The 14,658-nt window shown below is 74.8% G+C and carries 2 protein-coding genes; both read right to left on the reverse strand.

Annotated elements, in window-relative coordinates:
* On the reverse strand, positions 1-9,060 hold a 9,060-nt coding region (locus ABT095_RS37550; RefSeq protein ID WP_350534114.1), incomplete at its 3' end, for a beta-ketoacyl synthase N-terminal-like domain-containing protein.
* A 57-nt stretch (positions 9,061-9,117) separates the two neighbouring features.
* Positions 9,118-14,658: type I polyketide synthase (locus ABT095_RS37555; protein ID WP_502885140.1), on the reverse strand; the 5,541-nt coding region annotated here is incomplete at its 5' end.

Genomic DNA, 14,658 nt, shown 5'->3' on the forward strand with positions numbered 1-14,658 from the left:
CACCCGGTAACGCCAGTCGTCCACCACCGAAGCCTCACGACGACCACGCCGCCACGCCGCGATCGCCGGCACCACCTCACCGAACGGCGCAGCACTGTCCACCCCGAGCGCATCCGACAGCCCCGCCAGGTCGCCACCGTCCACCGCCGCCCAGAACCCGGCCTCCGCCGGATCACCAGCACTCGCTGCCACCGCCGCAGCCGCGAGAGCGGCCGCCGCGACGCCGGACTCCAGCCAGAGCCGCTCACGCTGGAAGGGGTAGGTGGGCAGCTCGACCTGGCCCGCGTCCGTGAGCACCCGGGTCCAGTCGACGGTGGCGCCGTTGACGAAGGCCTCGGCAACGGCGGTCAGGAACCGGGTCGCGTCGCCCTGCTCCCGCCGCAGGGTGCCCTGGGCAACACCGCTGTCCCCCAGGGTATCCTGCACGCCGACCGTCAGCACCGGGTGCGGGCTGGACTCCACGAAGACGCGGTGGCCGGCCTTCGCCAACTCCTCCACCGCCAACTGCAGACGGACCGGGTGGCGCAGGTTCTCGTACCAGTAACGTGCCCCCAGCTCACCGGGCTTGACCCACTCCCCCGTGTAGGTGGAGAACATCGGGATGGCCGGGGTGAGCCCGGTGATCGGCGCGAGAGCCTCCAGGATCTCCGCCTCAAGCAGCTCCATCTGCGCGGAGTGCGAGGCGTAGTCCACATTCACCCGGCGGGCGTCGACGCTCACCGACGCGCACAGCGCCATGAACTCGTCCAGCGCGGCGGCCTCACCGGAGACGACCACCGAACCGGGGCCGTTGACGGCCGCGACACCGACCCGGCCCTCGAAGCCGCCCAGCAGCTCCTCGGCCTTCTCCGCCGAGGCGAACAGCGACACCATCCCGCCCGAACCCGCCACCCGCGCCAGCGCCTTCGCCCGCAGCGCGACCACCCGCGCCGCGTCCTCCAGCGACAGCGCGCCGGCGACACACGCCGCAGCGATCTCACCCTGCGAGTGACCCACCACCGCCGACACCGTCACGCCCATCGAACGCCACAGCGCGGCCAGCGAGACCATCACCGAGAACAGCACCGGCTGGACCACGTCCACCCGCTCCAGCAACTCGCGGCTCTCCAGGGCCTCTTCGAGATCCCAGTCCACGAAGGGCTTCAGCGCGGCCGCGCAGTCCGTGATGGAGCGAGCGAAGACCGGCGAGGCGGCCATCAGACCCGACGCCATCCCGACCCACTGCGAACCCTGGCCCGGGAAGACCAGCACCACCCCGCCATCGCCGATCGAGCGCCCGATGACTTCCTGATCGCCGATCAGCACCGCCCGGTCCTCGAACACCGCCCGCCCGCGCACCAGCGCAGCCGCCACCGCCGCCGCATCGCCGTCGACACCGGTGATCCCGGCGATCCGCTCGATCTGCGCCCGCAGCGCGGCCTCACCACGGCCCGACACCACCAGCGGCAACACCGCGCCGGCCTCGATCGGCTTCGCCACCGCCTTCGCAGGGGTGGCGAGTTCGGCGGCCGGGGCCTGCTCCAGGATGACGTGCGCGTTGGTGCCGCTGATGCCGAAGGAGGAGACGGCGGCCCGGCGCGGCTCGCCGGTGGCCGGCCAGTCGCGGGTCTCGGTGAGCAGCTCGACCGCACCTGCCGCCCAGTCCACGTGCGGGGTAGGGGCGTCCACATGCAGGGTCTTCGGCAGCAGGCCGCCCTGCATCGCCAGCACCATCTTGATGACACCCGCCACGCCGGCAGCCGCCTGGGTGTGGCCGAGGTTGGACTTGATCGAGCCGAGCCACAGCGGCTGCTCGGCCGCCCGGTCCCGGCCGTACGTGGCGAGCAGGGCCTGGGCCTCGATCGGGTCGCCGAGCGCCGTACCGGTGCCGTGCGCCTCGACCACGTCGACCTGGTCGGCCGTCAGCCGGGCATTGGCGAGGGCCTGGCGGATCACCCGTTGCTGCGAGGGGCCGTTCGGCGCGGTGAGGCCGTTCGAGGCACCGTCCTGGTTGACCGCCGAACCCCGCACCACCGCAAGCACGTTGTGGCCGAGGCGCTGCGCCTGGGAGAGCGGCTCGACCAGCAGCATGCCCGCGCCCTCGGCCCAGCCCGTGCCGTCCGCACCGGCCGCGAAGGCGCGGCAGCGGCCGTCGCCGGAGAGACCGCCCTGCTTGGAGAACTCGGTGAAGATACCCGGCGTGGCCATCACGGTCACGCCGCCTACCAGCGCCATCGTGCACTCGCCGCCGCGCAGCGCCTGCCCCGCCAGGTGGAGGGCGACCAGCGAGGAGGAGCAGGCGGTGTCGACGGTGACGGCCGGGCCCTCCAGTCCGAAGGTGTAGGAGAGTCGGCCGGAGATCACGCTCGGGGTGTTGCCGGTGAGCAGGTGGCCCTCGATGCCCTCGGGGACGCTGACCAGTCCGGTGCCGTAGCCGGAGGCGGCGGCGCCGACGAAGACGCCCGTCCGGCTGCCGCGCAGCGAGTGCGGGTCGATGCCGGCCCGCTCGAAGGTCTCCCAGGCGGCCTCGAGCAGCAGGCGCTGCTGCGGGTCCATGGCGAGCGCCTCGCGCGGCGAGATGCCGAAGAAGCCGGGGTCGAACTCGCTTGCGCCGTAGAGGAATCCGCCGGACTGCACATAGCTGGTGCCGGGGGTCTCGCCCTCGGGGTCGTAGAGGCCGTCGAGGTCCCAGCCGCGGTCGGTCGGGAAGCCGCCGATGGCGTCGCCGCCGGTGCTGACCAGCTGCCAGAGGGCCTCTGGCGAGTCCACCCCGCCGGGGAACCGGCAGGCCATGCCGACGATCGCCAGCGGCTCGTCCACCGCGCCGCCGGTGGCGACCACCTGCGCGGCGGCAGCGCCGGCGCTGCCGAGCTCCTCCGCGAGCTCGCCGAGCACGTACTCGGCGAGCACCTGCGGGGTCGGGTAGTCGAAGACCAGGGTCGCGGGCAGTCGCAGGCCGGTCGCACCGCCGAGGCGGTTGCGCAGCTCGACGGCGGTCAGCGAGTCGAAGCCGAGCTCCTTGAACGCCCGGCCGGCCTCCACCGCCTCCGGCGAGCCGTGGCCGAGCACCGCGGCCGCGGCGCCGCGCACCAGGTCGAGCACGGCGCGCGAGCGCTCGGCCCCGGCCAGCGGCGCCAGCCGCTCGACCAGCGCCGACCGCCCGCCGGCCGCCTTCGTTCCGACCACCCGGCGGCCGGTGGCGCGCACCAGGCCGCGGAAGACCGGCGCGAGCGCCCCGGTGGCCGCCTGGCCGCGCAGCACCGCGAGATCGATCCGCAGGGCGACCAGGGCGGCGCCCGCCGAGCCGAGGCCGGCGTCCAGCAGGGCCAGGCCCTGGGCCCGGGTCAGCGGCAGCAGGCCGCCGCGCGCCATCCGGGTGAGGTCGGCTTCGGTGAGGTCGGCGGTCATGCCGCCGGTCTGGTCCCACGGGCCCCAGGCGAAGGAGGTGCCGGGCAGGCCGAGGGACTGCCGGTGCTCGGCCAGCGCGTCGAGGAAGGCGTTGGCGGCGGCGTAGTTGCCCTGCGCGGTGCCGCCGAGGGTGGCGGAGGCCGAGGAGAACAGGACGAAGGCGGCGAGGTCCTGGTCCTTGGTGAGCTCGTGCAGCGCCCAGGCCGCACCGGCCTTCGGCGCCCACACGCCCGCCAGCCGCTCGGCGTCCAGCGAGCCGATCAGCGCATCGTCCAGCACCCCGGCCGTGTGCACCACGGCGGTCAGCTCACGGCCCGCCAGCACGCCCGCCAGCGCCTCTCGGTCGGCGACGTCACAGGCCGCGACCTCGGTTGTGGCCCCCAACTCGGCCAGCTCGGCCACCAGTTCGGCTGCACCGGCGGCCTCGGGGCCCCGGCGCGAGAGCAGCAGCAGCTTGCGGGCGCCGTACTCGGCGACCAGGTGCCGGGCCACCAGTGCGCCGAGCGAACCGGTGCCGCCGGTGATCACCACCTCGCGGGCGGGGTCGATCGCCTGCGGGACCGTCAGAACGACCTTGCCGATGTGCTTGGCCTGGCTGACGAAGCGGAACGCCTCCGGCGCCCGGCGCACGTCCCACACCTTCACCGGCGACAGCGCGACGGCCCCGGCTGCGAACAGCTCGAGCAGCTCGGCCAGCAGCTCGCCGATCCGGGCCGGACCGGCCTCGACCAGGTCGAAGGCCCGGTACATCACGCCTGCGGGCGCCTCGGTGCGGATGTCGGTCTTGCCCATCTCCAGGAACCGGCCGCCGCGCGGCAGCAGGCTGAGCGAGGCGTCCACGAACTCGCCCGCGAGGGAGTTGAGGACGACGTCCACGCCCTCCCCGCCGGTCACGGCGAGGAACTTCTCCGCGAAGGCGAGGTCACGCGAGGAGGCGATGTGGTCGTCATCGAGACCGAGCGAACGCAGCGTGTCCCACTTGCCGGGGCCGGCCGTCGCGAAGACCTCCGCACCCAGGTGACGGGCCAGCTGGATGGCGGCCATGCCGACGCCACCGGCACCCGCGTGCACCAGCACCCGCTCACCGGCCCGCACCGAGCCGAGGTCGGACCAGGCGTACAGGGCGGTCAGGAAGACGGTCGGCACCGAGGCGGCCTCGGCGAAGGTCCAGCCGTCGGGGATCCGGGCCAGCAGGCGGTGGTCGGTGGTGACCTGGGGGCCGAAGCCGCCGACGAACATGCCGAGCACCCGGTCACCGGCCGCCAGCCCGGTGACACCCGGGCCGACCTCGGCCACCACGCCCGCGCCCTCGCCGCCGAGCAGGCCGGCCGGGCCGGGGTACATGCCGAGGGCGCCCAGCACGTCACGGAAGTTCACACCGGCGGCGCGGACCGCGACCCGGACCTCCCCCGCCGCGAGCTCCGCGACGGGGATCTCGACCAGCTCCAGCGCGTCCAGCGTGCCGCGCTCGGCGCTGTCCAGGCGCCAGGCCACCGCCCCGGCGGGGACGGCGAGTTCGGCGACGGCGTCCAGCCGGGCCAGGCGCGGCAGCAGCGCGGCGCCCGCCCGCAGGGCCAGCTGCGCCTCGCCGGAGGCGAGGGCGGCGGGCAGCGCGGACCAGGACTCGGGCGTGCCGTCCACGTCGGCCAGGACCACCCGGCCGGGGTTCTCGGACTGCGCGGTGCGGACCAGGCCCCAGACGGCGGCGGCCCGCGGGTCGCGGACCTCCTCGCCGGAGGCGGCCGCGACGGCGCCGGTCGTGACCACGACCAGGCCGGCGTCGGCCAGCCGGTCCTCGGCCAGCCACTGCTGCAGCAGCGCCAGGGTCTGCTCGACCCCGCTCACCGCCGCCAGCGCGACCACCGGCCGCTCGCCGGGCTCGGGGGCCTCGGCGGGCGCGGCGATCCGCGCGGCCGACAGACCGAGCGCGGTCAGCTGCTCGGCGGCCGGCTCCAGCCCCTCGCCGAGCAGCAGCCACTGCGCGTCGGCGAGCGCACCCGCGCCCTCGGCGGCGGGCGCGGGGGTCCAGTCCAGGTGCAGCAGCGCGTCGCCGCTGTCCTCCTTGGGCTGCTCCAGCTGCTGGGCGGTCACCCGGCGGACGGCCAGCGAGTCGACGGTGGCGACCACCTCGCCGCTCTGGTCGGTGACCAGCACGCTCACCGCGTCCGTCCCGGCCGGGGCCAGCCGGACCCGCAGGGCGGCGGCGCCGGTGGCGTGCAGGGACACACCGCTCCAGGAGAACGGCAGTCGGCCCTCACCGGGCGCGGGCGCCTCGCCGCCGACGAACCGGCCCAGGCCGATGGCGTGCAGACCGGCGTCGAGCAGCGCGGGGTGGATGCCGTAGTCGGCGGCGTCGGCCTCGGCGGGCAGCACGACCTCGGCGAAGACCTCCTCGCCGCGGCGCCAGGCGGCCCGCAGGCCGCGAAAGGTCGGGCCGTAGAGGAACCCGGTCTCGGCCCAGCCCTGGTAGAAGCCGGAGACGTCGACCGCCTCGGCGCCGCTCGGCGGCCACTCGGCCAGCGAACCGGCCGGCTCGGCGGCCTCGGCCACCAGGTAGCCCTGCGCGTGGCGTACCCACGGCTGCTCGTCCGCGAAGTCGCCCTGACGGCGGGAGTGGATGCTGATCGGACGCCGGTCGGCCTCGTCCGCCGCGCCGACCCAGACCTGCAGCTGGACGGCGCCCTCGGCGGGCAGTACCAGCGGGGTCTGCAGGGTCAGCTCGTCCACCTGGCCGCAGCCGACCAGGTCACCGGCCCGGATGGCGAGTTCGAGGAAGGCGGTGCCGGGGAGCAGCACGGTGCCGAGGATGCCGTGGTCCGCGATCCACGGGTGGGTGCGCAGCGAGAGTCTGCCGGTCAGCAGGGTGCCTTCGGTGTCGGCGAGCTGGACGGCGGCGGCGAGCAGCGGGTGGCCGACGCTCGCCAGGCCGATGGCGCCGGCGTCGCCGAAGAGTGCGCCGCTCTGCTCGAGCCAGTAGCGGGTGGGCTGGAAGGCGTAGGTGGGCAGCTCGGTCCGGCGGGCGCCGGTGCCCGCGTAGTAGGCGGTCCAGTCCGGGGTGGTGCCGTGCACGGCGAGGGCGGCCAGCGCGGTGGTGAGGGCGAGCGGCTCGGGGCGGCCAGCGCGGGTCAGCGGGGCCAGCACCACGGGCTCGTCCACCCCGTCGAGCACCTGCTGCGCCATGGCGGTGAGCACCCCGTCGGGGCCGAGCTCGACGAAGGTGCGCGCGCCCTGGGCGTACAGGGTGCGGACGCCGTCGGCGAAGCGGACGGCCTCGCGGACGTGGCGGACCCAGTACTCGGGGGTGGCGATCTCCTCGGCGAGCGAGCCGGTGAGGTTGGAGACCACCGGGATCTGCGGGGCGTGGTAGGTCAACTCCTCGGCCACGGCGCGGAACTCGGCGAGCATCGGGTCCATCAGCGCGGAGTGGAAGGCGTGGCTGACGGTGAGCCGCTTGACCTTGCGGCCCTCCTCCCGCCAGTGCGCCTCGAGCGCCGCGACGTCCGCCTCGGTGCCCGAGACCACCACCGACTCGGGGCCGTTGACGGCGGCGATGTCCACGGCGCCGCGCAGGGCGGCCCGGACGTCCTCCTCGGTGGCCTGCACGGCGAGCATCGCGCCGCCGCTCGGCAGCGCCTGCATCAGACGGCCGCGGGCGGCGACCAGCCTGCAGGCGTCCTCAAGCGAGAGCACGCCGGCAACGTGTGCCGCGGCGATCTCGCCGATCGAGTGCCCGGCCAGCAGGTCGGCGCGCAGGCCCCAGGACTCGACCAGGCGGTGGAGCGCGACCTCGATCGCGAACAGCCCGGCCTGGGTCCAGACGGTCTGGCCGAGCAGGTCGGAGTCCTCGAACAGCACCTCGCGCAGCGGGCGGCCAAGGTCGAACTGCTCGCACACCGCGTCCAGCCCGGCGGCGAACTCGGGGTACGCGGCGTACAGTTCACGGCCCATCCCGGCCCGCTGGCTGCCCTGGCCGGAGAACAGGAAGGCGGTCCGCCCGGCGACCGCGGACCCGGTCACGGTGTGCGGGGCCTCGCCCTCGGCGGCCAGCGCGGTCAGCGCGGCGGCCAGCTCCTCGCGGGTGGTGCCGACCACGGCGGCGCGGCGCTCGAGGGCGGAGCGGGTGGTGGCCAGCGAGTGGGCGAGGTCGAGCAGGTCGGTGCCCGGCCGCTGGCCGAGCAGCTCGGCCAGGCGGGCGGCCTGCTCGCGCAGCGCCTCCTCGGTCCGACCGGCCAACGGCCAGAGGCTCACCGGGAGTTCGCGAGTGCGCTCGGCCTCGGGGGCGGCGGGCTCGGGTGCCTGCTCCAGGATGGTGTGCGCGTTGGTGCCGCTGACGCCGAAGGAGGAGATGCCGGCCCGGCGCGGGCGGCCGGTCTCCGGCCAGTCCTGCCGCTCCGCCAGCAGCTCGACCGCGCCCACCGTCCAGTCCACGTGCGGCGAGGGCGCGTCCACGTGCAGGGTCTGCGGCACGATGCCGTGCTGCATCGCGAGCACCATCTTGATCACACCGGCCACACCGGCGGCGGCCTGGGTGTGGCCGATGTTGGACTTCACCGAGCCGAGCAGCAGCGGCCGGCCGGCGGGCCGGCCCTGGCCGTAGGTGGCGAGCAGCGCCTGGGCCTCGATCGGGTCACCGAGCGCCGTGCCGGTGCCGTGCGCCTCGACCACGTCGACCTGGTCCGGGGAGAGACCGGCGCCGGCCAGTGCCTGCAGGATGACCCGCTGCTGCGAGGGGCCGTTGGGGGCGGTCAGGCCGTTCGAGGCGCCGTCCTGGTTGACGGCGCTGCCCCGCACCACCGCGAGCACCGGGTGGCCGAGCCGCTGCGCGTCGGCGAGCCGCTCGACCAGCAGCATGCCGACGCCCTCGCCCCAGCCGGTGCCGTCGGCGGCGGCCGCGAAGGCCTTGCAGCGGCCGTCCCCGGCCAGGCCGCGCTGCTTGCTGAACTCGATGAAGGGGCTGGGGGTGGCCATGATGGTCACGCCACCGGCCAGGGCCAGCGAGCACTCGCCGCCCCGCAGCGCCTGCACGGCCAGGTGCAGAGCCACCAGTGAGGAGGAACAGGCCGTGTCGACGGTGACCGCCGGGCCCTCCAGCCCCAGGGTGTAGGAGAGGCGGCCGGACATCACGCTGGCGGCGTTCCCGGTGCCGCCGTAGCCCTCGACGTCCTGGGTCGCGCCCATCAGCAGCGCCGCGTAGTCCTGCCCGTTGGAGCCGACGAACACACCGGTACGGGAGCCGCGCAGCCCCTGCGGGTCGACGCCCGCCCGCTCGATCGCCTCCCAGGCGGTCTCGAGCAGAACCCGCTGCTGCGGGTCCATGGCGAGCGCCTCGCGCGGCGAGATCCCGAAGAACGCGGCGTCGAACTCGGCTGCGCCGGTGACGAATCCGCCCTGCCGGACATAGGAGGTGCCGGGCCGGTCTGGGTCCTCGTCGAAGAGGCGGTCCAAGTCCCAGCCGCGGTCGGTGGGGAAGTCGGCGAGCGCGTCCCGTCCCTCGGCGAGCACTTCCCAGAGCTGCTCGGGCGTGCGTACGCCGCCGGGGAAACGGCAGGCCATGGCAACGATGGCGATCGGCTCCTGCTCGCCCTCCTCCAGCTCCTTCACCCGCTGGCGGGTCTGGTGGAGGTCGGCGGTGACGCGCTTCAGGTAGTCAAGCAGCTTCTGCTCGTCGCTCATGTCTACTGGCCCCTCGGGAAGTTGATCGGAAGAAGGTGCTCTGGCTGGGCCAGCGACTCAGGCGATGCCGAGTTCACGGTCGATGAAGGCGAAGACCTCGTCCGAGGTCGCCTCGTTGAGCTGGTCGGTGACCGAGGCGGCCTCCTCGGGCGCGCCCGCGCCCCGGGCGGCTGCGGCCGAACCCCACTTCGCCAGCACGGCGTTGAGCCGCACGGCGATCCGGGTCCGGTCGTCCTCCTCGGCCGCGAGGGCGGCCAGCGCCGCCTCCAGGCGGTCGAACTCGGCGAGCACGGAGGCCACGCCGCCCTGGTCCTGCGGGCAGAGCTCCGCGTGCAGGTGGGCGGCCAGATCGGCCGAGGTCGGGTAGTCGAAGACCAGGGTGGGCGGCAGCTGCCGCCCACTGGCGGCGCCGAGCTGGTTGCGCAGCTCGACGGCGGTGAGCGAGTCGAAGCCGAGGTCCTTGAAGGCCCGGTCGGGCTCGACGGCCTGCGGCGAGGTGTGGCCGAGCACCAGCGCGACCTTGCCGCGGACCAGGGTCAGCAGCGCCTCCGCCCGCTCGCCCGGGGCGAGTTGGGCCAGCCGTGCGGACAGGTCGAGCGTGCCCGGGTCGGTACCGGTCTCCTGGAACGCGGCCAGGACGTCCATCGCCTCCGGCAGCCGGTCGAAGAGCCGGCTCGGCCTGGCCGCCGTGAAGCCGGGCGCGAAGCGGGCCCAGTCCACGTCCACGATCGCCAGCAGGGCCGGGCCGCCGGCGTCCAGCGAACGGCGGTAGGCCGTGGTGGCCGCCTCGGGGGTCATCGCGGGCAGACCGGCCCGCCGGGTGCGCTGCTCGACCACGCTGCCGTCGGCCGCCATGCCGCCCTCGGCCCACGGCCCCCAGGCGATCGCGCTGCCCGGCAGGCCGGCGGCCCGGCGCTGCTCGGCGAGGGTGTTCACGTAGGCGTTGGCGGCGGCGTAGTTGGCCTGGCCGGCGCCGCCGATGGTGCCGGAGACGGAGGAGAACAGCACGAACTCGGTGAGCTTCTCGCTCTGCGTCAGCTCGTGCAGGTTGAGCGCGGCGGTGACCTTGGCGCGCAGCACCGGGGCGAGCCGCTCGGCGGTCATCCGGTCGGCCACCCCGTCGTCCAGCACACCGGCGGTGTGCACCACGGAGGTCAGCGGGTGCGCGGCCGGGACGCCCTCGAGCAGGCGGGCGAGCGCCTCGCGGTCGGCCGCGTCGCAGGCGGCCACCGTCACCTCGGCGCCCAGAGCGGCCAGCTCGGCGGCGAACTCCTCGGCCCCGGGGGCCTGCAGGCCGCGGCGGCTGACCAGCAGCAGGTGCCCGGCGCCGTCCTCGGCGTAGGCCCGGGCGACCGCGCGGCCGAGCGCACCCGTACCGCCGGTGATCAGCACGGTGCCGTGCGGGGCGGCCGGCTCGCGGCGGGAGACCGGCAGCGGCGCGTGCTCCAGGCGGCGCACGTGGGCGCCGGACCGGCGGATCGCCAGCTGGTCCTCCCCCTGCGGGTCGGCGAGCACCCGGCAGAGCAGGTCGAGCTGCTCGGCGCCCGGCTCGGCGGCCAGGTCGACCAGCCCGCCCCAGAGCGCGGGCGACTCCAGCGCGGCGGCCCGGCCCAGACCCCAGACGTGCGCCTGCAGCGCACCGCCCAGCCGCTCGCCGGGGGTCACCGCGACGGCGTCGCGGGTCAGGCACCAGAGCGGGGAGGTGACCGTGTCACCCGCGTCGCCGAGGGCCTGCAGCAGCGCCAGCGTGGCGGCCAACCCTGCCGGTACGTCCGGCAGTTCGGGGTGCGCGGACTCGTCCAGCGCGAACAGCGACAGCACGCCCCGGACGGGAGCCTGCTGGGCGCGCAGCAGCGCGGCCAGGCGGTCACGGTCGAAGCGGTCGGCGACGGCGACCGGGAGCAGCCGCGCCTCGGCGCCGTGGCGGGTCAGGGCGGCGACGGTCGCGGCGGCGAACGGGTCGTCCGCCGACTCGGCCGGCACGGCGATCAGCCAGACGCCGTCCAGGCGGGCGTTGGCGGCGAAGGTGGTGTGCTGCCAGGTGAGGCCGTAACGCCAGCCCTCGGTCTGCGCGTCGGCCGCGCGGCGGCGGCGCCAGGTGGAGAGGGCGGGCAGGACCTGGGCGAGGGCATCCTCACTGGGCAGGTCGAGCGTGGTGGCGAGGTCGGCCAGGTCCTCCTGCTCGACAGCCGCCCAGAAGCGGGCATCGAGGTCGTTGGCGGGAGCGGGGGTCACTGCCTGAACGGTCGGCCAGAAGCGGGTCCGCTGGAAGGCGTAGGTCGGCAGGTCGACCCGGCCAGCCGCCGGGTGGAGAGCGGACCAGTCGACGGCGATGCCACGGGTGTGCAGAGCGGCCAGCGCGGTGAGCAGGGTCTCGGCCTCGGGGCGGGCCGAACGCTGGGCGGGGATGCCCTCGGCCAGCGCGGACAGCACACCGTCCGGGCCGATCTCCAGGAAGGTCCCGGCACCCCGCTCCCGCAGCTCGGCGACCGCGTCCGCGAAGCGGACGGTCTCGCGGACGTGCCGCACCCAGTACTCGGCCGTGGCGAACTCACCGGTACTGGTGGGCACCACCGGGATGCGGGGCTGGGCGTACTCCAGCGTCTCCGCGACGGCGCGGAACTCGGCCAGCATCGGGTCCATCAGTCGGGAGTGGAAGGCGTGGCTGACAGTGAGCCGCTTGACCTTCCGTCCCTCCGCCCGCCAGGCCGCCTCCAGTGCGGTGATGTCCGCCTCGGGGCCGGAGACGACGACCGAGTCCGCGCCGTTGACGGCGGCGATGTCGACACCCTCGGTGAGCGCGGCCCGGACCTCGGCCTCGGCGGCCTGCACGGCAAGCATCGCGCCACCGGCCGGGAGCGCCTGCATCAGACGGCCCCGGGCGGCGACCAGCTTGCAGGCGTCGGCCAGGGAGAACACACCCGCGACGTGCGCGGCGGCGATCTCACCGATCGAGTGGCCGGTCAGGGCGTCGGGGCGCACACCCCAGGACTCCACCAGTCGGTACAGCGCGATCTCGAAGGCGAACAGGGCAGCCTGGGTGTACGCGGTCTGGTCGAGCAGGTCGCTCGACCCGTCGAACATCACCTCGCGCAGCGGACGGTCCAGCTCGGCGTCCAGCTGGGCGCAGACCGCGTCCAGCGCATCGGCGAACACCGGGTACGCGGCGTACAGTTCACGCCCCATTCCGGCCCGCTGGCTGCCCTGGCCGGAGAACAGCAGGGCCAGCTTCGGCTCCTCCGTCGCCGTGCCCCTGACCACACCCGGAGCCTCCCGGCCCTCCGCGAGAGCGGCCAGCCCGGCCAGCAGCGCCTCCCGGTCACCACCGACCACCACCGCCCGGCGCTCCAGCACGGCGCGCTGCGTCGCGAGCGAGTGGCCGACGTCCTGCGGACGGTACTCGGTCTCGGCCAGCCGGTTCAGCAGCTGCCGCGCCTGGGCGTTCAGTGCAGCCTCGGTGCGGGCCGAGAGCACCCAGGCCGCAGCCCCGCCGTCGGCTGCGCCCGCAGCCGGGGACTCGGCCGGGGTGACCTCCAGGATGGCGTGGGCATTGGTGCCGCTCACGCCGAAGGAGGAGACACCCGCGCGGCGCGGGCCGTCGTGCTGCGGCCAGGCCTGCTTCTCGGTCGCCAGCTCGACCGCACCCGCCGCCCAGTCGATCTGCGGCGACGGCTCGTCCACATGCAGGGTCTGCGGAACGACACCGTGCCGCATCGCCAGCACCATCTTGATCACACCCGCGACACCGGCAGCAGCCTGGGTGTGGCCGATGTTCGACTTCACCGAACCCAGCAGCAGCGGACGCTCACGGTCCTGGCCGTACGTGGCCAGCAGAGCCTCCGCCTCGATCGGGTCTCCGAGCGCCGTACCGGTGCCGTGTGCTTCCACGACGTCGACCTGGTCGGCCGACAGACCGGCCACCGCCAGCGCCTGCCGGATCACCCGCTGCTGCGACGGACCGTTCGGAGCGGTCAGACCGTTGGACGCACCGTCCTGGTTCACCGCCGTGCCGCGCACGGTCGCCAGCACCCAGTGCCCGAGCCTCTCGGCAGCGCTCAGCCGCTCGACGAGCAGCAGGCCTACGCCCTCTCCCCAGCTGGTGCCGTCGGCCGAGGCGGCGAAGGCCTTGCAGCGACTGTCGGCGGCCAGGCCACCCTGGCGCCCGAACTCGGCGAAGGAGGCGGGGGTCGACATCACGGTCGCGCCACCGGCCACGGCGAGCGAGCACTCGCCGTTGCGCAGCGCCTGGACGGCGAGGTGGAGGGCGACCAGCGAGGAGGAGCAGGCCGTGTCCACGGTAACCGCCGGGCCCTCGAAACCGAAGGTGTAGGAGAGCCGGCCCGAGACCACACTCGCCGCGTTGCCGGTCAGCACGTGACCGGCGACGTCCTCCGCCGCGGCGGCCAGCAGGGCCGGGTAGTCCTGGCCGTTGGTGCCGACGAACACGCCGGTCTGGGTGCCGCGCAGGCCCGGCAGGTCGATCCCGGCCTGCTCGAACAGCTCCCAGGAGGTTTCGAGCAGCAGCCGCTGCTGCGGGTCCATCGCCAACGCCTCACGCGGCGAGATCCCGAAGAAGTCCGCGTCGAACTCCCCCGCCTCGTACAGGAAAGCTCCCTGGCGTGCGCCATCGCCCGCGGCGAAGAGCGATGCCAGGTCCCAGCCACGGTCGTTGGGGAACTCCGCGATGGTGTCGGTACCGGACTCCAGCACCCGCCACAGCGCCTCGGGGGAGGTGGCCCCACCGGGGTAACGGCAGGCCATGCCGACGATCACAATCGGGTCGTCCTGAGCAGCCACCACCGCGACGGGGGCGGCGAGTTCGGCCTGGGCGCCGGAGAGCTTGCCGAGCAGGAACTCGCCCAGCACGCGCGGCGTCGGGTAGTCGAAGACCAGCCCGGCCGGAAGCCGCTGGCCGGACAGCTTCGCCAAACGGTTGCGCAGCTCCACCGCCGTCAGCGAATCGAAGCCCAGATCACGGAACGCCCGGCCGGCCGCCACCGCGTCCGCCGAGCCGTAGCCCAGCACCGACGCCGCCTCGGCACACACCCAACCGACCACCGCCGACAGCTGCTCCGCCGCCGACATACCGGCCAACTGACCGGCCCAGCCGACGAGTTCGACGGCCACCTCGGCAGTGTTGCCACCGCCCAGCCCGAGGCCCTCGACCACGTCGGCCAGCAGCGCGGACGGGCGGACCGAGACGAAGGAGGGCGCGAACCGCTCCCAGGCCACATCGGCCACGGCCAGCGTGGTGTCGCCGACCGCCAGGGCACGGGCCAGCGCGGTCAGACCGCCCTGCGGCGCCATCGGCGGCAGGCCGCTGCGCCGCATCCGGGCGCCGACGACCTCACTCTCGGCCGCGAGACCGTCCTCGGCCCACGGGCCCCAGGCGATCGAGGTGGCGGCGAGTCCCTCGGAGCGGCGGTACTCGGCGAGCACGTCCAAGTAGGCATTCGCAGCAGCGTAGTTACCCTGCCCGGCGGCACCGATAGTGCCCGCCAAGGAGGAGAAGAGCACGAACGCGTCGAGATCCTGGCCCCGCGTGAGCTCGTGCAGGTGCCACGCGGACTCCGCCTTCGTCGCGAGCACGCCGCGCAG

The organism is Kitasatospora sp. NPDC002227 (assembly GCF_040296285.1).
Classification (GTDB): domain Bacteria; phylum Actinomycetota; class Actinomycetes; order Streptomycetales; family Streptomycetaceae; genus Kitasatospora.